We start from the raw sequence: 24,222 nt of genomic DNA on the forward strand, positions 1-24,222 counted from the left end.
AAAAAAAGCTTCCTTATAATCCTACTCTAACTCCTAACTGAAACGATCTGAATTGAGGTTCTGCACCAGTATCAACTCCCTGAGTAAAAATTGAACCGGTAGAACTAAATTCAGGATCATATCCAAGATATTTACTGATAGTGAATAGATTGTTCCCGGTTAAATAAACCTTTGCATATTTGATCCCCTTATTAATTGGCAGGTCATACCCTACGGAAAGAGTTCTAAGCCTAAAATATGAACCATCCTCGATCCATCTGTTTGAGAATCTGGAGTTACCAGAAGGATCTCCTATTATCGCTCTCGGGACATCTGTGACCTGACCTTCTGCCCGCCATCTGTTAAGAACGTACGGTGTCTGATTTTCAAATCCGTTCATAGCTTCAACATTCCGCCGCTGATAGTTATAAATATCATTGCCGACAGAAAATGAAAACAATGCGTCGAAGGTGAATTTTTTCCAGGAAATGGTATTACTAATCATCCCAAAGAAATCAGGATTTGGATTACCTATAACAATGCGATCTTTATCATCGATATATTGTACTTCATCTGCCTTAAATGTACCGTCGGGCTGTATTACACCGTCTACATAGGTATTCAAAAACTTAATATCACCTGGAGCAAAGTCAGTAATAGTACCATCATTTCTCCTATTCTTTAGTTTGCTTGAAATCTCTCCACTGGATTGGTAAACCCCATTTGTTTCAAAGCCATAAAACAGGTTTCCAGCCATTCCTTTTTGTGTTAAAATCTGAGCACCTGCAAAAGAGGTAATCAAACGATCATTAGGAATCCTGGTTATTTCATTTTCATACTTGGAAATATTCACACCTAAATCCCATTTAACGCTCTTGTTTATAACACGTCCATTTATACCCAATTCTAATCCTTGCGTTTTCATGCCCCCATTATTAGCAAAGGCGTAATCAAATCCAGTCACTGTCTGTACAGCTTGCTGAGTTAACATATCGTAGGTTCGATTATAAAAATAGTCGAAGCTGAATTTAAGACGTTCATTAAGAAAGGAAGCGTCAAGCCCTCCATTATACTTCCAAATGTCTTCCCACTTAATGGAGGTATTAGCGATGTTCCCGCGAACCAAACCCTGAGCTCCCAGGAAGTTCTGACTTAAATAGTATTGGCGTGCAGTGTAATTTCCTAAATCATCATTTGCCACCATTCCAAAGCTAGTCCTTAACTTCAAAAACTCGACAATCTTATTATTTGCCATGAATGGTTCTGAAGAAACAATCCACGCACCCGCTACGGATGGAGTTATTGAATAAGCTACGCCACCTAACTTGATAGGAGCATTCGATTCTGCTCCAAACCTTGATGAACCATCGATACCTATATTTGCTGAAAAGATATACTTACTTCTGAAGGCATAGTCTGCATTAGCATATATATTTAACCATCTCCAGCTACCATTCTCTCCACTTATCCGTCTTAAAGCAGCTTGTCCCTGTCCTACCGTTACATAATCGTCTGTGGCCGCATTATAACCGTAACCATAATCGGTTTCCATTTTGTTATCATTGAATCTTACCCCAACATTAGTACTTAGATTATGAACATGATTGATTGTTTTATTGAAAGACAGACGGGCATCAGTAAATAATGAATATAGCCTCTCAACATTACTACCAGAAGACCTTGAAGCAACAGCCTGAGACAGTGTATCCGGAACTATCCCGGTATTTATCTTGGAATAAGTTTCCCGTACATTACCGTAGGTTACCCCTGCAAGGATATTTAAATTCAACTGTTTGCTAAACGCGTAATTGAAGCCGAGGGAACCTATTAAACGGTAATTATTATTAGTGCCGGCCATCTTTTGAATAACGGCACTTGGATTACTTCTGTTGAAATAGTCCACGCCGGCAAGATTTGGCGAGAGAACTCCATTTTCAGCTACCTCATTTGTAGAAAGAAAAGGCGCTTTAGTTAGAGCCAGATAGATAGGATTCGTCTTTATTGACAAGCCCTGATCTCTTAAGTCTTGATTATTCCTTACATAAGATAAATTAGCAACCCCTTTGAATTTTTTTGTGAGATTCAGATCTGCATTAAATCGAACCTGGTAACGCTGTAAACTAGTATTTTTCGTTACACCTTTATTATCAAGGAAACCTAATGAAAGTCCATAAGTAGCAATATTATCCCCACCAGTTACCTTCATATAGTAATTCTGGTTAAAAGAATTATTAAGTACCTGATCCTGCCAATTTGTGTTGAAATTATACCTTTTATAATCTATACTATTCGGGTCTGAATTCATAAATGGAGTTGCAGCGATTTGAGCATCGGTAGCACCACTGCTCTTCAACAAATCCGAAAGGTATGAACGGTATTGGTTTGCATTAAGTACCGGAATTAAAGAGGGCCTTACATTAAACCCACTAAAAACACCAAAATCTATTTGTGTAGCTTGTTGACGTGCACGATTGGTAGTGATATATAATACGCCATTTGCCGACTTGCTACCATAAGCAGAAGCAGTTGCGTCTTTGACAACAGTGATATTGTCTATATCTTTTAGATCAATGTTTGCTAGTGGATTATCTGTATACCCGGACAGTAAAGAAAGACCGTAGTTGGTGTTATCGTAAAGAATACCGTCTACAATTATCAAGGGTTGATTAGTGGTATTCAGAGAATTATAACCACGAAGAAACAAGCTGGAGCCAATTCCCTGAGTACCAGAACGTCTGATCGCATTTAGCCCGGTAATCCTACCCTGTAAATAGGTATCTGGTGTTTCAGTCGAACTCCGTTGCCAGCTATCTTTTACCGAAACAGAGCTAACTGCCCCAGACAGCTGACTATAGGACTTAGGACCTTGAGGAAACTTAACTTCTTCGTAAACAGAATTAAATCTATCTTCATATAAACTTACTTTTACTGACTTTCTACCCTTTAAAGCAACTTCTTTGGTTTGAAAACCTTGAGCATTAACCAGTAAAAGGGTATTATAATCAGGTACAGATATTGTAAACTCACCCTTTTCGTTTGTGATAGATGCTGAATACCCTGGAACACTGATACTAATTCCATCAAGCGGTTTTCCGGTTGAGGCATCAGTAATTACTCCACTAGCCTTGATTCTGTTATCATTAACCTTTCGAACAGTAGCCGAATCTGTAGAAAGAGAATCCCACTGTGCCAGTACAGTTTGGGAAGAAAACACCACAAAACACGGCAGAACAAGAAACTTAGCCGCTTTTATAAATATGTGCATAATTCGGATTTTTAACGCTTAATTCTTATGGTAATACAGGTACTAGTTTAATATAATCAAGCAATAGGGTATTGGTACCATTGCCAGTTGTTGTGTTTCCAACGAGATAAATTGGTAATGTGCTTGCTTCTCCGTTTTTCAGGTTATTACCATACACTTTATCAACGGTATACTCACCAAGATATATTTCACTATAATTGGGGTCGAAAGTGGGCTTACCATTTGAATCCAATACAGGCTGACCAGTTGAACTAATTCTTCTCACTACGCCAGGTTCGGCAATATAATTGAAGCCAGAAGTGACTGCCGTGGTTTTAAAAGCTAATCTCTGTGGGAAATGTACAAGATCAGTAGCTGTTCCGGTCACCGAAAGGTTGAAATCACGTACCACCCGCCAGTATACCTTATATTTAACAGAATTTACAAAAGAAGGTCTGTAGCGAGCTGCCAATGCATTTACTCCATGATTGGGTAAATATAATTGTTGGTATGTACTTCCGTCAGGATTTCTTTTGGTAACTGTGTTATAGGTACGAGAAGGACTGAAGAAAGCCCCTCTTTCCCCTTGAATTACAACTGGTTTAATTTTAGTGTAAAAGTCATTTGGTCCATTCCCTAAATCATAGCTAATGTTGTTCATCATATAAACAATTCCATTACTTACTCGCTTAGTGGCAACAATATGAGCTTTATTCAGATGAAATCTTACACTGTCTCCTATGGAATAAGCGTCGGCCGGAAAGTTGTCTGATTCAAGTATTCCCTTAAAAGCCAAATCTTTTATGATATTAAAATTTGTAAGATTTGTTGCGCTGTCGAGGCTGGTCTGATCTGTTCCGAACTGAAAATATTTGGATAATTTATTTTTCTCGTTATTGAAAGCCTGATCGGTTAACACGATATAGGTGAATAAGGAATCTTCATTACTGATATCCGCAGCACTATTATAGCGGTTTAGAAATCTGTTCCTCTTAACAATTCCGGTAGTCGGATCTAAAATAGGAATGCCCGTTTTAGGATCAACACCAATTTGCTCTGCTTTTGATGTATCCTGATACTCCTCATTATACGAGTTCAACAAAGTTTTCTGCAATGTGCTTGTCGATAATAGGTACTCCCAGGCACTTGGCTTCGGAAGAATTGCAGTGCCAATTGTATGAAGAACTCCGTTTCTCACATAAATATCTTTAGTTATGAGGCTAATTCCATCAACAGTGGCTTTAGTAAAAAGAATATTCTTTCCATTTGTAGCCTTAATTTTAGAGAAAGGTGTAGCTGCTACCGTTGTTAGATAAGATTGCCTGGAAATATGATTGCCAACAAATGCTATTCGTTCAGCCTCGGTATCTAAATAAGAAGGATCGACAGCATCAATTGCAGCATTAGTAGGAGCCCATACTGTAAAAGTATTCGAAGATGCCAGCACGGAGTCATACCGCGTCATCGTAAGAAGATCAGTGAATTTACTCAATTCCGGATCGTTCTTGATTTGTTCAAGCAAAGACTCATCAAGAAGTGGGTTTTCTAATTCGGTATGACTATCCCATTTTTTCTCGCAAGATGAAAAAAATAAGCTTATCCCAAGTACCGAAAGAAGAATAAAACGTAAGGATATATTCATTATGAAAAATATTATTTGTTACTCCCGGAGAGAAAAAGCTCTCACCGGGATATTGAATCGCTAAATCTTAATGGGTTCCAGGGTAAGGTTCAAAATCTGGTGTTCCATCAACTTTGAAACGAGGTAAAATCTGAGAACTCCAGTCAACCGGAATAAAATGGATCATGTCCAAATCGTTTGCATTCTGGCTGCCTTGGATGGCCTCAAGCCTTACTGTGTGGATATCTGTAGTTTTTATGTCTATAGTTCCAACTCTCTTTGATATCCAGGGATTGTTACTGTAAACCCCAGATGCGTTATAAGTTTGTTTCAGAAACGGACTTGCAGGATTCCCCGTTGAAGTGTAATACTTCCATCCTAAGGCCTCAAGTTCTGAGGTTGATCCCAAAGGAGCAGGCTCTCCGAAATTGAAGGTAATCGGCAGAGGATCTCCATCCACCACCACACGTGTTTGAGTGGCAATATTAGTCGGATAAGTTCCTGACTGGTTTCTTCTGCGGTAACAAACCCAAACCGCATATTTTCCCCTTACAATTAGAGGGCTTTTCATCTCGATGAACTCCTGACGGGCATTTCCTGCAACATTTCCTAAAAACAGGTTTAGGTAATCTGCAAATACCCAAGGCTCCCCGGCTGCCGCATTTCTATAATATACACCGTCGCCTGTTTTAGGCCACCACCAGCCTTTAATGGGACTAGCGGCGGTCGCAGATGATTTTGCATAAGTGATCGCAACCGCACCTGATTTTCTGAAACTTGGATTTTTGCGTGCTTCAGGGAAATCAGCTACGTCCCAATAGACTGGGAAAGGATCCCGCTTCTTAACCGCAAAATGACCAGTGGTTGCCGCAGCACCAGCAGGACTGTAAGGTGCTGTATAGTGAAATACTCCGTTTATTGCTGAATTATCACTTGTCGTTCTCGATAGTAGGAATCCGGGCTCGTAAGTCCCGTTAAACATTATATCGTTTATTAGTACTTGTTCGTTCTTTAGTTGAGAAGAAATAATTTCAGGACGAGCTAAAGTAGGGTGACCTTGAGATGAAACAATATCGGCCAGGTATTTCGCATAAAACAAAATATGATAGGCCGCCCACATGTGCAAGCCGTTATTTAAGTCCTTGTAACTCGTGGAATTAGGAGAATATTTATCAGTGAGATTCCTCAAGCTGAGGATACCAGCATTCGCCAAAACCTGATTAGACTCCACAAACACGGTCATGTACTTCTTCTGCAGATCAATATTATTATTCTCAGGAAGAACATTCAGAGTGTCATAAAGTCCGGTTACTTTTAAAGCCTCTACGAAAATTGAATTAGAAGGATTAGCTTCAATGGCTTTTGCGAGGGTTTTTGTTGAAGGTCTCAACATATTATCAATAACATGTACATAACCATTGCCAAGTCTGATATTCGGTTGAACTAAATTTGCCTGTCTGTTTACAGTTACTTTAGTTATCCCTCCCACATTGGTAGCTCCAGTAATTAAATACTGGTCTAACATTGTTAATGAATTTAATTTACCGTCACCGAACTTTTCAGTGGATATTGTATCTTCTATCAGGTGAAATCTTACTAAATCTTTAAGCGAATCTACATTCACCTGCTCGATTGAAGTTTTCCCGTTTTCCTGGAGATACTTCTTTACTCCATCGTTAGTTGGCAGGAATAAAGTGTAGGTGCCATATGCTTGAAGATACCCGGCAGTTCCTGTAATGTCCAGGATTCTGCGAAACTCTGAGAATTTATCGGAATTCTTATCAAGGAACGTAGTGATGTTTACCTGGTCACTAGTGATTGTGACTATTGGCTCCTTTTTGCACGAAATAAAGCATAAAAGAGCCAGACAGAACAGCAATCCTGTCTTTATCGATGTTGTGGACTCGTTAAATCTGTTCATATCGCTATTTTTTAGTTTGAATAAAAAGGGTTTTGAACCAGTTGCTTGTCAGCCTGAAGCTCAGAAATATGAATTGGCAGGTAATGGCTTCTGGTATCTCTATATTTGGTAATGATTGACTGTTGCCTGTCGGGCAAGGCGGATTCGGCAACAATTTTTAACATATAGTCGAGGTTAGCATAATTATTGCGTTTCGAATTCCTCAGAATGTCGAACCATCTTTTTCCTTCGAAAGCAAATTCACGTGCACGTTCATTCATTATATAATCTGATACTGCTGTTGGCGAAGTAACATCAGGAGATTCCTTAGTTAAATCAGGAGCGTTAGCTCTTGTTCTAATGTCGTTCACTATGGCAATGGCTTCCTCTCCCTTTCCTGTCCATGCTAATGCTTCTGCCTTCATCAACAGAATATCTGAGAAACGGTAGAAAAACCAATGTCTATCTGACGCTGCAGTGGTTGTAATTATATTTGTAAGGTCTGTTCCAACATACTTCATTATCACATTATCTGAACCCCGGTAAGAAACGCCGTTTCCTCTGATGTCTATTTTATCAGGTTGATTAGCATCATCCGGAAAGAAAATGGTCGCTAATTTGGGAGAGGCGATAAATCTGCGAGTTGAAGTATTCGCAAACATGTTGTACCAATTGTTCGGAGTCTGGCTACTAAATTGCAACTCAAATATACTTTCATTTGAGTTTCCTCTTATAAAGGTAGTACTAAACCATCCTGCCTGATTATTCGCACCCTGAATTAAACCGAAACGGTTTGAAGCAATTATCTTGTTACAAGCAGCAATAGCTTCAGGGTACTTCTCATTCCATAAATAAACATCCGCCTGAATAGCGTTTACAGCATATTGAGTGATACGTCCTTTATTCTGAGGATCCAAAGGAACTCCTGACACATGAACCGGCACAGCGTTAATAGCTGCAAAATCAAGGTCGGCTATAATCTGGTTATATACTTCCTCTTTGCTACTTTTCGGCAACTGCTCAATTGTCGCATCGCTTGAGGTAGCACGTAGTTGAAGAGGTACTTCTCCCCAAATTCTTAACAAGTAGAAATACATCAAACCCCTTATCGCCCTGGCTTCTGCCAGATAAGAGTTTAACTGGGCTTCAGTTAAGGTAGGGTCATTCGCTTTAACACCGGGACCAAACTCAATCACAGTGTTACAGTAATTAATTGTTCTGTAGATAGAGCTCCAATTTGCACGGTTATTTGTGGGCTGAATTTCCGCGTTCATAATATTGTAATCTGCGATATCTGCCACATTTCCGATCGCTAACATATCACCTCGCAACTCACCCCAAAGCAACATATTGTCCACTAAACCACTCGTTAACATATCTCCGTAGATTCCTATAACGGCCGACTTCAACTGTTCTTTAGTTTTCCAGAAGTTTTCCCTGATTAGTCCGTCCTGAGGTTGGAGGTCGAGCCATTTATTACAGGAAGTACCTGTTAGCAGTACTAACAGCAATAAGATTTTATAAGCTATATTTTTTTTCATTGCAGTTCTGTTTTTAGAAGCCAACTGTTACACCCATTAGTATATTTCTTGTTGGAGGGGTTAGTGCTTTGTCCTCATTATACTTAAATGGATCATTACCTGTACGCGATGAAACATCAGGATCTACTCCCTTGTACTTTGTAAAAGTTGCGAGATTCTCAGCAGTCAAATACACGCTGGCATTTTTCATTCTTAGCTTTGCAACCTGCTGCTTCGGCAAATTGTACCTAACTGTCACCTGTTTCAACCTGAGGAAAGAAGCATCTGAAACATAACGGTCAGACCCAAGCCAGTTATAACCATTTTGGTACAAGGCTCTTGGAACATTTGTTACGTCGCCAGGATTACGCCACCTCTGTAGGACCATAGTGCTTTGATTGTTATAGTTGAACATGTTTGTAGTATACATTAAGGTATTGTTCACAATCTTGTACCCTAACTTATAGCTGAAGAAGGCGTTAAAGGTAAGGTTACCTTTGTATGTTATTGAAGGACCAAATCCCCCCGTTATTTTTGGTATACTATTTCCAAGAAACACGATATCATCCTGATTAATATTACCATCATGATTGACGTCCTCATACATAGCATCCCCGGGTTGAAAAATGTAATTGTTGGTAGGATAGTTGTAACGCATTAAGACAACCTGATTATTTGGACCGACAATCTGGTTGCCATTGGCATCGCGGGCGATAGTGGCCTCCTGATCAGTATAAACACCTTTGAATTTAAATCCATAAAAAGAACCGAAAGGATTACCTTCTACCAGGTAAGATCTATAAACACCATTATCAATACTAGTTCCGCTAACACGAGGATAATACTCCGAAATTTGTGTGATCACGTTTGTGTTTTGGGCGATATTAAAGCCAAAGTTTACGATCCATTTTTTTGAGCGATAAGGAATCGTATTTATTCCTATTTCAAAACCCTTGTTTGTCATACTTCCAACATTTGCCATTAGTTGGGTGTATCCCGTATAGTTTGGAACTTGCAGCCTGTCAAATAACAAGTCTTTAGTTCTGTTACTATATACGTCAATATCAAGTTTTATAGCATTTTTCAAGGCATTGAATGTAAGTCCGAAATTTCTTCCCACGTTAGTTTGCCATTTCAAGTTGTCAAGCCCCAGCCGACCAGGAATTACTCCTGACATACCTATATAATCAGAAGATGTAGGTACATAAGTGTTGAAGAAAAGATAATTTTTATCAGGTTGTCCACCAGATTCGCCATAACTGGCTCTGAAACTAAAGTCGTCAATAAACTTAAATTGCTTCATAAAAGGCTCACCTGAAAGGCGATACCTAGCTGAAATTGCCGGGAACACTCCATATTTATAATTCGATCCAAAACGAGAATTTCCGTCGAGCCTTGCAGTTAGATTGATAATATATCTATCTAGGTAATTGTATTGCTGGGTTGTTGCAATACCTAAAGTCCGATACTTTGAAATACCGCCATTTAGGGCAAGATCAGAGTTTTGAGTTCTGCCAGGGTTCGAGGGGTCCTGAAGATAAGAGGAGGCAGTATTTGAAGTAACGATATTTTGTTCATTAACAGTCTGATCTTCCGTTTGAAACGTTAACAACGATTGGAGAGAGTGATTCTCCCCCAGGCGAGGCGTAAAAATTAAATTTAATTTAGTACTAACTCCAAAGAAATCTTTGTCGCTATCAGCAGCACGGTTCACTGTTGTTTCTGTAACTGGCCTACCCGTGGCTAATTGAGGTAGGAACGACTTCGTTTTTTGATTATTTATATCAAACTGAACATCGAAAGTTGAAACTAAAAGGCTATTTGGTAAGATATCATAGGTTAATTGGAATTTAGGAGTAATACGCTCACCGTAAACCCTGGCATAGGACTGCTCAACCATTGCGAGCGGATTAACTGTTCCAAGGATCTCACCTCTATTGTTCAAACCTGAATAAAAGCCCTGTACATTAGAAGCAGGAGAAAAATAATTAGGTGTTTGATTTCCAAATTCGTCATAACGATAAATACCCATGTTTGGCATTTTAGTGTAAGCGATATTACGTACCGAGCCTGAATAGTTTAAAGTATTTAAAACGTGTGTATACTTGAAGTCAGAACGAAAACGAATACGATTTGATACGTTATAATCTAAGTTGATAGTCGTTGTAATCCGATCAAGGTCAGTACCCTTTGTTGTTCCAGTCTGATTTAAATAGCCGGCAGAAGCATAATAACGAGCCTTTTCTCCCCCGCCCTGCATGGTAACATTATGATCTTGAGAATAGCCGATCTGAGTAATTGCATCAATCCAGTTACTATTCTGACTATAGTTGTAATACTGAAAAGGCATCATTGGGTCATATAAAAACTCGGTGTTCTGTGTGGTATTAAGGGGTAGCCCATTTCTGTTATTTACCCCTTCCAATACCACTGTAGAATATTGGTCTCCCGACAGTAGCGGAATATTTTCTGGTTGTTTAGAATAGGTACCTCTGAAATTGTAACCAATACTTGGCTTGCCAATAACCCCGCGTTTTGTTGTAATTAATAATACTCCGTTAGCTGCTCTTGCTCCCCAAATCGCGGTCGAAGCGGCATCCTTAAGGATGGTAATGGTATTAATATCAGTAGGGGCAATATTCAAAAGCTGTGCATAGCCTTGCTCATCGGCAGTAGAAAAATTGAAGTCGCTGGGAATATTTGTTTCAAAAGGCATACCATCCACAACGATCATGGGTTCGGCCGATCCGTTCAGGGAAGCTGTACCACGAATACGAATAGACATCCCAGCACCTGGGTCTCCAGAAGTAGTTCCTATATCAACGCCTGGCATACGGCCTTGTAAAGCCTGATCAATGGAAGCCGCTGATAGTTCCTGAAGATCTTTTGCATTAACCGTAGTAGTTGCAAAAGTGGAACTTCTTTCATCAATATTTAAACCAGACCCGTTGTTTACAGTACGCTTGCCAGTAATTACAACATCGGCAAGTTCGCTCGTGTTAGAGACCAACGAAATATTAATCACTGAACGTCCATTGATGGGCTGAACCTGAGTTTTATAACCCAGATAAGACACCTGAATAGAGTTGGCGGGATTACTGATCTGTAATGCATAATTACCGTCTATGTCGGTAGTTGCACCTCTGACAATACGTTTGTCTTTATCAAGCTCAACAACTGAAGCTCCTATAACTGACAGCTTATCCTTTGAGTCAATAACCTTTCCCTTTACGGTTATCCTTTGTTGAGTTTGGGCGTTCAGACCCAAGCCACTTAAAGAAAGACCTAGTATTATTAAGAAACTTAATACTTTGTAGAATGGGCTTTTCATACCTTTGAATATCTTCATTAAAATTTCAGTACTTGATTTATAGAATGTATTAGAGCCCTGTTGCTCAAATTATTGCTGTTCGATAAGTTTGCAGTGGCTGAAACAGGGGTTGCACTGTCGTCTTTTAACCTGAAATTTGCAACAGCATTAGAACCATCATATTCCACTTTGATCAACCTTGTATCTCCAGTACTTGTCTTCAATAGGGTTTGATATGCAGCAGCTTTCTTCCCATCAATAGCAACAGTTGCTTTGTTTATAAAGGAATATTTAATAAAGTCCTCTACTGCTATCTTTTGGGCACCTGACTGCTGGGAAAGAAGGAAGGATGGAGTAACTGTTGCACCTGAGATCGTTCCAGGCAGACGCCCTTCCCTAATTGCTTGTTCTATTGCAGCATTGGTTGGGACAAATAGTGTAGAAAATGCTCCTTTATCAACACCCGCTATTTCCTTTGTCGAATTATTCCATAAAGAAGAATTTTTAAGGTAATTAAAGAAATGACTAAAAGAACTAGCCTTGGACGAAGCAAGCCCCTCCAGTGTTGAACCCACTGTCACAGGTCCATCTTCAGCAAACTTAAGAACCCCACTTGCATAGTAAACCTTGCCATTCACATAATCCCGGCTTCCTGTTACAGTGACAAAGCTATTATCAACCACATTTCCGCTGGCCTGTAACCTGTTGTTTTCAAACTTCACGTATTCACCGTTATTTCCCTCGGCAATTCCAGTTCCGGATAGATTGTCAAATTCACCGCTTGGTGTAGTTAAAACGGCACTTTGAACAATCCGGTTTATCCTAGCTAAAGGTATTGCACCATATACAGGACTTGTACCGGGGGCAACATATTCCCACTGATTTAGATCCTCACGGAAACGGTAGCCCGCTGCAAGTAGGTCGTTATTGTTCATAAGGATCATTGTCTGGTGCAATGAAGGTATTTGAGTAATAGACCTTAGATCAGATCCGTCAATAGCCCTTGTCATGTTTAGATACGAAGGGTTTAAAAAAGCAGCAGCATAAATAGTACGAAAGACATTACCTTCCTGAGCCTTATTTACCCCATAAAAAAAGCCATTACTTAACACCTTTCGTTCAACTACATTTGTGGAAGAGAAGGTCGCTACTTCCGACTGTGCATTGAGTTCGCTATTTACTCTCTCTGGCCACACAGTTACCTTCCACATGTGAGAGTTAACTAAGTTTAATAACAGGGATTGAGGGGCTGCACTAAAGGTTTTGTAATATTCTAAGACTACATCGGTTAAAGGCTTTAAGGCAGCATTTGTTGGAACTGCGATAGACCAAGCTGCCGCCTGACCATCTGTAGAACCTGCCAAATAGCTCTCGTTATTAGGTGAAAAGGCAAGACCTGCGTTATACGTCTTAATATAAACCTGCTCGGAAGAACCGGTTAGAATACGATAGCGATCGGTAAAATCAGCATTCGGAATATAAGTAACAAGCGAATCAAGTAGCTTTTTAAAATCGCTGTATTCTGGCTTAGAAGCAATATACTGTTCAATATTAGGTAAAGGCGTAATAACTTTATCAATTACATGTATGATACCATTCTCTGCAGGCACATTTGCTTCGATAACTTTGGCGCCAGCCACATCAAAATCTGAAGGAGTTTGTCCGGGATAAAATGAAGTATAGGTAGAGTTTTGATTTATTTGGTTAAAGTCAAAATAACTACTTATGAAGTAGGGGATGTATTTATTATTATTTTCGTTAGGAATAACAGTTGCACCATTCCGGCTATTATCAACTACCTTCTTATTGTTTTCAGTATATACGAAATCATAATAAGCTGTTCTCCTTCTGAATGCTCCATTGGCAATTCGTCCAACAGCAGTCTGATAAGCTGTAAGTTCCTCTTTCCGGAAAGGGTTGTAAACCAAACCGTAGGTTGCAATCTTTCTTGCCATCTCTGGAGTAATCTGATCTATTCCCGAAATATTATTTTCCTGAAAATATTTCTGAAAGGCTTCGTCGGTCGGAGCAAAGAAGGTCCATGCACCAGATCTTCCCAAAATATCCTTATATCCAGACTTATCAATTACCGCGAGAAGAGTATTGAATTTGCCCATAGCCTGCAATTGCTGATAGATAGGAGGTGCTAAGTCATCGGGCCTACCATAGTATTCATCCCACTCCTTTTTATTACAACTCGTAAATAAGAAAACAGCTGATAAAAAGTACAATAACCTTTGTATCGATCTCATCATATGATTAATTGAATGAAAATGTATTTTTTTTGTATTGTTAGAACCTGAATCTTAAATCATTAGAAATGTCAAATCGACATCTTTTTAAGAAATCGGATGGAAGAAATGGAGAAAGTAAATCTTTTATCATAGAATTCCTCGGTTACTTAATTGGTAAATTGGCTACTATCCCGTAGTACGTTCACACTATCAATTGGTTGCAACTAAATTATGGGGATTGCAGCAGGCCGGCAACCTGTAGCATCCTGCCTTGTCAATTTAAAGGCAGAAATCGGAGAGGCAAGGAAATTCTAGATTGCAAAAAGGAGTGAACTTTTTTTTCATGGGAAATACTATTTGCTAATTCTGTTAAAAAAAAACTGACAAAAGGTTCAAATTCATGAAAAAATAACAAAAGTGCAGCAAAGTTGATTTATTACTTGTAAGGGGATCAATATGGAATTTTAAGGCATTCTGACCAACCTTGGCATATAACAAAAAAAGGAGAGCGCTCAACCGCAACTCTCCCTTTTTTTAACTTTATAATTACTAATAACCCGGGTTTTGATACTTTTTCTTGGCATCCGGATCCATCGGCCTCCCCTCAACGGTAGTTAAATTGATCTGTTGGGTTGGAATAGGACGAAGTTTATTATGCTCTTGAATACTGGTTGCCTCAGGATTGTATTTGTATGTAGTGCCCTGAAAGACGTAGGTACCGGTACCCTGATTAACACGCTGAAACAAAGTCTCCGTTCTTACCAAATCTTCCCAACGATATAACTCACCACATAACTCTCTGGTCCTTTCGTTCAATATAAAGTGAATGAACCTATCCTCTGTATTAGATACAGTAGTTGGATACAGCTCACTTGCAGCATTAGTTGTAAAGAGGGTCATTGTTGCCTCTAAGGCTGGGTAAGTACTACTAACGTCGCCTTTTGTAGCCCCATCGTATTTATAAGTCTGTGGATTTCTAAACTCCCCGGCTTTATAAGCTGCTCTCTCTCTTATCTTGTTAATATATGTCAGAGCGGTTGCGTAATTTGCTTTTCGTCCATGAGCTTCTGCAAGTATTAGATAGGTTTCACCTAAACGGGCTAAGATTCCGTTCTTCACGCCAGACTCCTCATTAACGATCGTACTAACACGAACAGGATCAAGATGCTTTACCAGTGTCAGGTATTTGTTATTACTAAAGCCTTTCACAGTTGCTCCATTCGAAGCAGCTTTGATCCACCTTGCATAAGTTCTATATCTAAACTTTCCTAAATCTGCTTCTGGGATCGCATTCGCCCGATCATTAACTATGAAAAATGCCGCAGTATCCCCTACACCAAATTTCGGCTTTCCAACTAAGGCCGGAGTGGGAGCATCTGATGCTGTGAAATTTACTTTTGCGTCAGCATTTGAATAATATGCTGTTCTAAATGATTTATAGAACCTGGAATCATTTTTACGGTCAAAAATATCAATCACATAGTCTGAAGGACCCATTCTTCTGAAAGGACGTCCATTGAACTGGTCTCTTACCAAGCCTGGGATTCCAGAATCATATTGCATAATAAAGTACTCGTGTACCCTGTTTCCAGCTGTTGTATTTGCAGCTACGTTTGTAGTAAACTGCGCTGCTAATATTACTTCTTTGCTTTGATTGGCTAACTTTATCTTGCCATAGTCACCAGCAGGCGCAGTACCATGCGTACCAAGTGCCGGGGTAGTAACATTGGGGTAGTTTGCCGGATATACCCCACTCCATAAGTTCATATAGTCCGCCTCCAAAGCATATCCATAAGGACCAGTAATAACGCCATTTGCATGAAAGATCACACTATCAAGATCAGTGCTCTGCATGCCCCTGTTTGCTTTCTCCTCATTGCTCTTTGCACTTGCTCTGGTTAAATATACCTTTGCCAGAAAATGACGGGCTGTCCCGGCGGATGCCCTCCCTAAGGCTGATGATACAGGAGGTAGATTATCCTTAGCATAAATCAAATCAGCAATTATCGACTTGTATACATCCGCGACAGAAGCTCTTGGAAAATCAGTCCTCAATTCCCGGCTGGATTGCAGTACTAGTGGCACTCCTCCAAATTGTTGGACAAGAGTGAAGTAATAATAAGCCCTAAGGAAATGTAATTCCCCAAGACGAACCCTTTTCTTAGCTTCGGTACCTAGCACCGTTGAATTAGGATCATTAAACTCACCTAATAATTCAATGCCAACATTACAGCGATTAATTCCTTCATACATTGCAATCCACATAGAATTCACTAAAGGCTCATCGGCATTTAAGCCTGATGCCGTATAGGTATTGTAGTAAGAGAAGTTGAACTGGTCTCCAAGAATAAATTCATCGTCCCCGAAATTAAACATAGCATAAGCCTGTTCTCCATTAAACTTCCAACGCAGCCTCTCATAAGCCGACTCTACCACGTCTTCGATACCTTTATCTGTTTTATAATAGTCAAAGGTCAGGTTACTTACCAGCTCCTCTTCTACAAATTTCTTACAAGAGAAGGTACTTAGAATTAGTAATAAGACCAAAGCGTACTTTGAAAATCTTTTCATTTCAATTAATATTTAGATTAAAATTGACACCACTTCAAAAAACCAGGATTAGCGTAAAATCTTATAATCCGCATCTTACTCCAAGCACAAAGCTTCTATAACTATAAGAAGTTGGAGAAGGACTGTTCGTACTTGAAGATGGATATGTGGATGAATAGGGAACCGTTTCTGGATCGTAACGCTTGAACTTACTAAATATAAAAGGATTAACAGCACTAACAGAAACCGCCAGATTATTAATTCCAAGCCGCTTAACTGTTGCTACAGGAACATTATATGCTAGTTGTATATTTCTAACTCTCACAAATGAACCGTCTCTGAAACTGAGTGATTGCCAGTAAGACGGAATATCACTTGTTCTGTTTGGCTGCTGATAGTCGTTTGATGGATTAGTTGGAGTCCAGTAATTAACTTTAGGTCCCGGATAACGACCAACGAGTCCAGGTCTGAAGTCTCTGACAGTAGAACCTTTACTGATATAAACAAATGTACTAAGGCTGAAGCGTTTGAACGAAACTGCATTATTAATACCAGCAGTCCATTTTGGGTTAGGTGAACCGATAAAAATCTTATCAGCTTCCGTTATTGTTGTATCGCCGTTCATATCCTCAACTCTGATCCTTCCAGGTTTGAATAAATCACTGTTACGGTTATTTCCCTTCTTCCACCAGTAATCCTTTAAGATTCCCCCAGACAAAGTATCTGTATATTGGAAAATCCCCTGATTTTTATAGTCCCAATAAGTCCTTACAGGTTGTCCATAAAACCACTGTTGTGCAATTACATTTTCACCTCTTTCATTTAAATAAGTTACTTCTTCTTTATTGCGTGCAAACGATATATCCGCTGTCCACTTGAAACCATCATTCTTTCTCGACTTATCTATAATTACTCCTGAAACTGCAACCTCTACACCTCTATTCCTTACGTTGCCCAGGTTAACAAAAGCCCCTCCTGTATAACCCAATGCCCCAGGAACCTGAATATTCTGAATATTATTGGTATTTGACTCATATAGATCTATAGAACCAGAAAGGCGGCCCTTGTAGAATCCATAATCTATACCAAGGTTCTTAGTCTTTGTCCTTTCCCAGGTGAGATTCGGAGATGGTAAAAGATTTGGAGAATAAGAGATAGCTATGGCGTCTCCAAAGTTATAATAGGTAGGTCCGGCTAAAGGTCCAGAAGTCTTATAAGGATCAATACCAGCATTACCTACTTCCCCGTACCCAATCCTCAATTTTAGCTGCTCTACGAAGCTCAGAGATTTCATAAAATTCTCCTGATCTACCTTCCACGCAACTGAAACCGACGGGAATGATGCAGCCTTATTTCCAGGAGCTAATACGGATGAAACATCGTGACGAAGAGCGGCTGTCAAAATATATTTACTGTTGAAAATATAATTTACTCTTCCAAGATAAGAGTACAGGCTACGCTGAGAGTAGGGTGTAGTAGAATTACTAATAATTGTTCCCGTAGCATTGTTTTGAAGAGCATACCATAGCTGGCTTTCGTATGTTAAGCTATTTGATGTCAACGAAACTTGCTCTTTATTTTCTCGCAATAACTCATTTACAAGCGTAACACCTAACTCATGTTTCTTACCAAAGCTTCTGTTAAAATTCAACTGATTCTGTACCGTCCATGTGAAATTATTATTTAAGATCTCAGAACCATTTGGATCCGCCAGGCGCTGAACAGAAGAGCGAGAACCATTGAACCGTCCATCTCTTTGGCCTGAAAAGTCAATCCCTAAAGTGGATTTCAGAGTAAAACTTTTTAGAAAGCCAATCTGACCGTAAACATTTGAAAGCAGTCTATTCGTTTTAAGCCGGCTTAAGACTGTATTGACATCATTTAAAGGATTAAAAACCTGATCATCAGCACCTGGGTTCAATAAGAAATTTCCATTTTCGTCATAAGGTTCAACCAAAGGAAATTGCCCTAAAGCTGCGCCATACAGATCAGTTCCTACATTTTGTACAGAGTTTGTGTAATTGATATTTGTTCCAAATTGAACGGAGGGCGTAACGTAAAGTGTATTATTATTTGATAATGTATACCTGGTATAATCCTGACTTTTAATTATACCATTTTGGGAGAAGTATCCTCCGCTAAGGGAACTACGAAGTTTTTCAGAACCTCCAGATACACTGAAATTATGGGAATTTGTTATTCCTGTTCTTAAAGCTTCATTACCCCAGTCGAACGTCGTAATCTTTGAAGGATCATAAATGGCTACTTCATTTAATACCGGATATCCCAGACTTGCTAAAAGGGCCTTCTCTTCAGCAGTAGTAGGACGCGTTTTAGCAACAAATTTCTTAACGGTACTGGTAACGTCAAGTTCTACAAACTCGTAAGCATTTTTAATATTGTTCCATAGCCTATTGTCATTACTGCCAAAAATGGTATAGTCAGATTCAGGATCGGGGAAATATTTCTTACTTGGATTATTTGCATTCGCTGTCGGATTGTATTGCCCAGAACCGATGTAGGCATCTCTTCTAAATTGCGCAAACTCGGATCCGTTATATACTTCCAGTTTCCGAACAATACTTTCTGCAGAAGTATTTCCCGAATACTCTACTGATACCTTTCCAGACTTACCTTTCTTCGTAGTAATCTGGATAACGCCGTTTGCTCCTCTGGAACCGTAAATAGCAGTAGCGGAAGCGTCCTTCAATACATCAATGGACTCGATATCCAATGGGTTTATATCATCAATGCTGTAAGTAATTGGCACTCCATCTACTACGTATAAAGGGTCGTTGGTAGCACTTAATGAACGACTACCTCTTAGCTTGATAGTAGACCCACTACCCGGCCTGAAAGAACTTGGTACAGACACCACACCAGCTACCCGGCCCTGAAGTGCCTGGCTAACGTTGGTAACAGGTACCTCTTTCACTTTATTCATATCCACAGAAGCAACTGCCTGAGCCACATTACCTCTTCTCTGCGTTCCATAACCAACAACCACCACCTCGTTCAGTGACTTTACGTTCTCTTCCAACTTCACGTTTATAACTGTGCGGCCGTTAATAGGAACTTCCTGTGTGCTGAAACCAACGAAGGTGAATACTAGTGTACCGTTTGTTTGAGTTGTTGGAACTTTAATGGAGTAAGTACCACTAACATTAGTTGATGTACCTGTTGCTGTTCCCTTTATCTTTACACTCACCCCCGGAAGGGTTTCTCCCTTTGTTGAAGTAACCGTTCCTGTAACCACAATATCAGCAACGCTTTTAATTACTGCATTTTCTGTTTTAAGCTTGCTTAGTACAATTTGATTCTCATAGGCTTCATAATTTATTCCCCTCGTTTTTAGGATTAGATCAAGGACATCTGAAAGCTTTTCATTATTTGCTGATAGGTAAACCTCCTGATTAACATCTACCAGATTTTTACTATACACGAACTTGACCGCCGCTACTTTCTCGATGGTTTTAAGCACATCAAGCAACGTCGACGATGTCTTTTCTAACTTAACTGAATTATCTAGTATACCCTGGGCGCTACTGTCTGTTGCATAGGAAACCCCAGTTAATATAATAGCAATGAGCAGCTGGCTTAATGTTATTCTCATAATATAACGCAAGTCACTTGAGAGATCTGAAAAAAATTTCATACATTAGTTTGTTTTATTTTTAGAAAGAATGAGACAATAACAAACCTTTCCAACGTTTTTAACGCGGTTTAACTAAAGGTTTTGAGTTAAGGAGTGCCCCCACACTTCTTAACTTTTTATCAAAGAAATCTTCTGCTTTTGTTTATATCATATCTGAGAATTTTGATTACATAAATGGTTAGTTTTCATTTGGTTTCGACATCGTTATGCCGCTTTCGTTGATTTCATAGGTAATTCCTAATGATTTAGACAATAGCTCGAGAACTGATGGTAAATTGACATTAGTAAAATCAGCATTTAGCTGGTATTGATTTATAATAGGGTCTTTAATCTGAATGTTCGAAGCAAACTTCTTATTAAGAGCTTTAACAACCTCCCCTACCGGTGTGTTATTAAACGACAAGCTCTCCTTCTGCCATATATTCATTGATACGCTTGTTTCTGCCCTTTTCTCAAATTTAACTTCAGCCACCGAGGCTATAATCTTTTCCTTTGGTAACAGAAAGGCTTCCTGTTTCACTTTCCCAGGGGATGAACTTAGCGTATATACCATTACCTTACCTGTAACTACCGAAACCTCTGTTTGCTTCATCCCCGGGTAACTCTTTACATTGAAACTTGTACCTAATACTTTAGTATATACTTCCCCTGTCTTAATTATAAAAGGCCTTTTAGGATTTTTAGTAACCTCAAAAAATGCCTCGCCTTGCATCGTTACATCTCTCGTTGGACCATTGTTAAAATCTTTCCTGTATTCTAAATGAGCAGAAGGACGCATCCATGCGATTGTACCATCAGGAAAGACATGCTTTGTCAGACTACTTGAGGTATTTTTTACTGAGATATAACTAGAAATTACAGTGTCATTTCCTGGAGCTGAAGAATTCTGAAAATAAAGAACGATCGAACAAGCTAAAAAGAACATGGCTGCCACACTAGCCAGTAAGAGATAAAAAGGAACAACTTTAGACTTATTCACAGAGGTGTCTTCACTTAACAGCTCTGACTTTTCAACTATGTTTTCGAACATTCTCTTCTTAAGGTGCACCTTTTCCTTTTCCGAGATCTGCGAAGTAGGATCAGCCAGCTGTTCGAAAGAATCATACCACTGGTATAATTTCTCTACCTCCTCCTGACTAGCTTCTCCCTTTAGGAACTTTTTAATTAATTCTGATGGTGCTTTCGGCTTCATTTCAAAAACTTTAGTGTCGCAAGCTACTATATAGTGGGTTAATCATTTTATATCCCCTACTTGCATTAAAATAAATTTCTATTTTTTTATAGATACTTTATCAGGCTAAAAGAGGCCTACTATTTTAATCAGGAAAGAAGTTAGTTTTGATTCAGGAATTGAACAATCAAGGCAATTAAAGATAAAGCATCTTTTAAGCTCAACCTGATATTTCTCAAAGCTTTTGTTAGATGGTTTTCAACTGTCTTTTCAGAGATACCAAGCAGGGTTGCGATCTCCTTATTATTTTTATATTCTTTACGACTTAACTCGTAAACAGTTTTGCATTTAGATGGTAATTTCTCAACCCCCTTCTCCACTACAAGACTTAGTTCTTTTAATGCCAGTAATTCTTCGGTGGAGTTGTCTTCAACAACATGTAATTGCTGTCTATTTTCCTGGTATGCCTTTCTGATAGATTCCTTTTGGTATTGATTATAGACCAGGTACCTGATCGAACTGAAGGCGTAATTATTGAAGGAACTATGTAACTGGAGCCTAGCCCTATTTACCCAAAGGCTTGTGAAAAAGTCTTGTACTATTTCTTCGGCAGTCTCTGTTGCACTTAGCCGCTTCGCAGCGGCGTTATAAAGTTTCTCCCAGTAGCGGTTATAAATTTCTTCAAAAGCAGCTACTTCTCCATCTTTAAGCAATCCTATAAGAGTCTCGTCAGATAAGTTCTTAATCTTTGTCATCAGCACTTTATACTAAGGTTACAATAGGACTAGAAAGAACTCTTCCCAGTTGGTTAGCGTAACAAATTGGTTATAAAGTAAACATAATATTAAAGTTACAATTCTGCAACCCGTTCTATCATGTATTGCTTAAGAAAGAATAAAAATAGTTAAACTACGGGGACCGTGGGCACCTAAGACTAAAGACTGTTCTATATCTGCTGTTTTTGAGGGTCCGGCAATAAACGCTCCATATCCGTATTCGGCACCAGCTGTAATTTCATAAGCCTGGTGAAGAGTAGGGACTATTTTGTTAGCTGGAACGATTATCACCAGGTGCTGGCAAATAAACGGAACTATCCTTTGGGGAACATTTTGTTCGGGAACCCATGATGCTCCATTTTCGGCTACTGCTAGAACCGCTTCTATGATGGAAAGTTCAACATCCTCTAATGAATGAGGGTCCACATTGGCTAGATTGGTCTCGGCAACATCACTGAATTCAGCTAACGATGCTACCCATCTTTTAGCCGGATCGAAAAACTCATTTAATTTAGATTTGATCTCTGCTATGCTTTCTACCGAATAAACCCGTGCCCCAATGGCCGTAGCTACCTGGGTGTATTTCTCTGTAAGCCCCTCATAAGAAACTGGAATATTAATCTCAGGTAAGTCACGCTGACCTGGCTTATTGGATCTTACTGCTGCTAATATTTTGTCGCGACTGCTCATTATTATTTGATTATACCGATTAATTATGATTACACCGATTAATTTGGTTAACGCTGATTATTATGATACAGTGATTTAATTAACCATCAGGAAAATCAATTGAAACTCGTATTTCTAACAAATGTATTTAACCTACTTCCCTGCTCTTTCCTTGGCGTACCACTCTCTGAAAGATTGCTTTGGAGGGGCGGGCATTTCACGCTCCTTGTACCAAGGATTAAGTTTGTTATTCACTACCGAAGGAAAATACTTCATCACTGTCCTTCCTGCTTTTCCCGCAAAAGAGAAAAATTTTGGCATAGAGAAGGTAAGCGCCATTGCCCTCATTCCCATCGCTTTCACAGGACTAACGTGCCCCTCTTTAACCAATACTTGCCTCCACTTATATAATTGATCGTGAATATCAATTTTCACAGGGCATACATTTGAGCACGAACCACATAAAGTAGAAGCGAAGGGTAGGTCTGCGTATTCCTTCATATCAAGGTTAGGCGCGAGGATAGAACCAATTGGACCAGCGATAGCGTTGTGATAACTATGGCCACCACTTCTTCGGTAAACCGGGCAGGTATTCATACAAGCTCCACAACGGATACATTTTAAAGAGTTTCTAAAATCCTCTCTTCCCAACTGTACAGTTCTTCCATTATCTACAAGAACAATGTGCATCTCCTGACCAGCGCGGGGCTTTTTAAAATGACTGGAATAGGTTGTTATGGGTTGACCTGTTGCACTTCGTGTTAATAAACGCAGGAAAACACTCAAATGCTTCCGCTGGGGAATTAATTTTTCAATGCCCATGCAAGCTATATGTACATCCGCCAGATGCGATGCCATGTCGGCATTACCCTCATTAGTGCACACAACAAACTCCCCTGTTTCCGCAACAGCGAAATTAACACCTGTTAAAGAAAGTTTGCGTGTAACAAAAGTTTCCCTTAGATGCTGACGGGCTGCTTCCGTTAATACCTGAGGATCGGCTTCCCCTGCTGCTGTTCCTAAATGAACATGGAACAAGTCTCCTATTTCCTCCTTTTTCTTATGAATACACGGAAGAACAATATGACTTGGTGGTTCATCAGCTAACTGGACAATGCGTTCCCCCAAGTCGGTATCAATAACCTCAACCCCATTTTTCTTTAGATAGTCATTCAAATGGCACTCTTCAGTCAACATGGATTTACTTTTCATCATCCTGTTAATATTGTGCTTCTTTAAGATAGAATGAACTATTTCATTATGTTCTTTTGCATTTGCTGCCCAATGTACTGTAATTCCATTTGCTTTCGCATTTGACTCAAATTGTTCCAGGTATTCATCCAAATTTGAGAGAACATTATGCTTTATTTGGGAGGCTGTCTCACGCAATAATTCCCACTCTGGTAGTCCCTGGGCCGCTTTGTCCCTTTTAGACCTGATAAACCAAAGTGTTTCATCGTGCCAATCTACACGAGATTCATTCTGATTAAATATATCTGCTAGACCTGAATGGTCTTTGGTTTCCACATTCATAAGTTAAATATCCTCGGGTGGGCATTTACTGGGCGCCTAAATCTGACCCTCTTATTAAAC

The 24,222-nt window shown here is 39.4% G+C and carries 12 protein-coding genes; all 12 read right to left on the reverse strand.

Annotation, left to right across the window (positions count from 1 at the left end):
- Positions 1 to 13: 13 nt before the first annotated feature.
- Positions 14 to 3,244, reverse strand: a complete 3,231-nt coding sequence (locus J4N24_RS22910) for a SusC/RagA family TonB-linked outer membrane protein (protein WP_207536077.1) — start codon at positions 3,242 to 3,244, stop codon at positions 14 to 16.
- A 25-nt stretch (positions 3,245 to 3,269) separates the two neighbouring features.
- Positions 3,270 to 4,865 (reverse strand): fasciclin domain-containing protein, encoded by a 1,596-nt coding sequence (locus J4N24_RS22915; RefSeq protein ID WP_207536078.1) that lies wholly within the window; start codon positions 4,863 to 4,865, stop codon positions 3,270 to 3,272.
- 67 nt (positions 4,866 to 4,932) lie between these two features.
- A complete protein-coding gene (locus J4N24_RS22920) occupies positions 4,933 to 6,765 on the reverse strand; it encodes a fasciclin domain-containing protein (RefSeq protein WP_207536079.1) in 1,833 nt (610 codons plus the stop codon).
- 11 nt (positions 6,766 to 6,776) lie between these two features.
- Positions 6,777 to 8,285 carry a RagB/SusD family nutrient uptake outer membrane protein gene (locus J4N24_RS22925; RefSeq protein ID WP_207536080.1) on the reverse strand — a complete coding sequence of 503 codons (1,509 nt, stop codon included), beginning with the start codon at positions 8,283 to 8,285 and terminating at the stop codon, positions 6,777 to 6,779.
- Between the two features lie 13 nt (positions 8,286 to 8,298).
- The gene (locus J4N24_RS22930; protein ID WP_242691777.1) at positions 8,299 to 11,613 is read right to left on the reverse strand and encodes a SusC/RagA family TonB-linked outer membrane protein; all 3,315 of its coding nucleotides are present in this window, start codon (positions 11,611 to 11,613) and stop codon (positions 8,299 to 8,301) included.
- Positions 11,613 to 13,829: a fasciclin domain-containing protein gene (locus J4N24_RS22935; protein WP_207536081.1), complete on the reverse strand. Its 2,217-nt coding sequence runs from the start codon at positions 13,827 to 13,829 to the stop codon at positions 11,613 to 11,615. The genes J4N24_RS22930 and J4N24_RS22935 overlap by 1 nt, the downstream gene beginning before the upstream one ends.
- A gap of 528 nt (positions 13,830 to 14,357) precedes the next feature.
- Positions 14,358 to 16,379 carry a RagB/SusD family nutrient uptake outer membrane protein gene (locus tag J4N24_RS22940; RefSeq protein WP_207536082.1) on the reverse strand — a complete coding sequence of 674 codons (2,022 nt, stop codon included), beginning with the start codon at positions 16,377 to 16,379 and terminating at the stop codon, positions 14,358 to 14,360.
- 61 nt (positions 16,380 to 16,440) lie between these two features.
- Positions 16,441 to 19,971, reverse strand: a complete 3,531-nt coding sequence (locus tag J4N24_RS22945; RefSeq protein ID WP_207536083.1) for a TonB-dependent receptor — start codon at positions 19,969 to 19,971, stop codon at positions 16,441 to 16,443.
- Positions 19,972 to 20,191: 220 nt separating this feature from the next.
- Positions 20,192 to 21,205, reverse strand: coding sequence for a FecR family protein (locus J4N24_RS22950; RefSeq protein ID WP_207536084.1), 1,014 nt, complete (start codon positions 21,203 to 21,205; stop codon positions 20,192 to 20,194).
- A 140-nt stretch (positions 21,206 to 21,345) separates the two neighbouring features.
- Entirely contained in the window at positions 21,346 to 21,939 is a 594-nt protein-coding gene (locus J4N24_RS22955; RefSeq protein WP_207536085.1) for an RNA polymerase sigma-70 factor, read from the reverse strand.
- 129 nt (positions 21,940 to 22,068) lie between these two features.
- Positions 22,069 to 22,650, reverse strand: a complete 582-nt coding sequence (locus J4N24_RS22960) for a LutC/YkgG family protein (RefSeq protein WP_207536086.1) — start codon at positions 22,648 to 22,650, stop codon at positions 22,069 to 22,071.
- A gap of 132 nt (positions 22,651 to 22,782) precedes the next feature.
- The gene (locus tag J4N24_RS22965) at positions 22,783 to 24,162 is read right to left on the reverse strand and encodes a lactate utilization protein B (protein WP_207536087.1); all 1,380 of its coding nucleotides are present in this window, start codon (positions 24,160 to 24,162) and stop codon (positions 22,783 to 22,785) included.
- Between the last annotated feature and the right edge of the window lie 60 nt (positions 24,163 to 24,222).

Origin of the sequence: Desertivirga arenae, assembly GCF_017355785.1 — a bacterium.
Classification (GTDB): Bacteria; Bacteroidota; Bacteroidia; order Sphingobacteriales; family Sphingobacteriaceae; genus Desertivirga; species Desertivirga arenae.

Bases quoted from the DNA above. Each gene is read 5' to 3' on its own strand.
- J4N24_RS22910 (WP_207536077.1), bottom strand. From the start codon at position 3,244: ATGCACATATTTATAAAAGCGGCTAAGTTTCTTGTTCTGCCGTGTTTT.
- J4N24_RS22915 (WP_207536078.1), bottom strand. From the start codon at position 4,865: ATGAATATATCCTTACGTTTTATTCTTCTTTCGGTACTTGGGATAAGC.
- J4N24_RS22920 (WP_207536079.1), bottom strand. From the start codon at position 6,765: ATGAACAGATTTAACGAGTCCACAACATCGATAAAGACAGGATTGCTG.
- J4N24_RS22925 (WP_207536080.1), bottom strand. From the start codon at position 8,285: ATGAAAAAAAATATAGCTTATAAAATCTTATTGCTGTTAGTACTGCTA.
- J4N24_RS22930 (WP_242691777.1), bottom strand. From the start codon at position 11,613: ATGAAGATATTCAAAGGTATGAAAAGCCCATTCTACAAAGTATTAAGT.
- J4N24_RS22935 (WP_207536081.1), bottom strand. From the start codon at position 13,829: ATGATGAGATCGATACAAAGGTTATTGTACTTTTTATCAGCTGTTTTC.
- J4N24_RS22940 (WP_207536082.1), bottom strand. From the start codon at position 16,379: ATGAAAAGATTTTCAAAGTACGCTTTGGTCTTATTACTAATTCTAAGT.
- J4N24_RS22945 (WP_207536083.1), bottom strand. From the start codon at position 19,971: ATGAGAATAACATTAAGCCAGCTGCTCATTGCTATTATATTAACTGGG.
- J4N24_RS22950 (WP_207536084.1), bottom strand. From the start codon at position 21,205: ATGAAGCCGAAAGCACCATCAGAATTAATTAAAAAGTTCCTAAAGGGA.
- J4N24_RS22955 (WP_207536085.1), bottom strand. From the start codon at position 21,939: ATGACAAAGATTAAGAACTTATCTGACGAGACTCTTATAGGATTGCTT.
- J4N24_RS22960 (WP_207536086.1), bottom strand. From the start codon at position 22,650: ATGAGCAGTCGCGACAAAATATTAGCAGCAGTAAGATCCAATAAGCCA.
- J4N24_RS22965 (WP_207536087.1), bottom strand. From the start codon at position 24,162: ATGAATGTGGAAACCAAAGACCATTCAGGTCTAGCAGATATATTTAAT.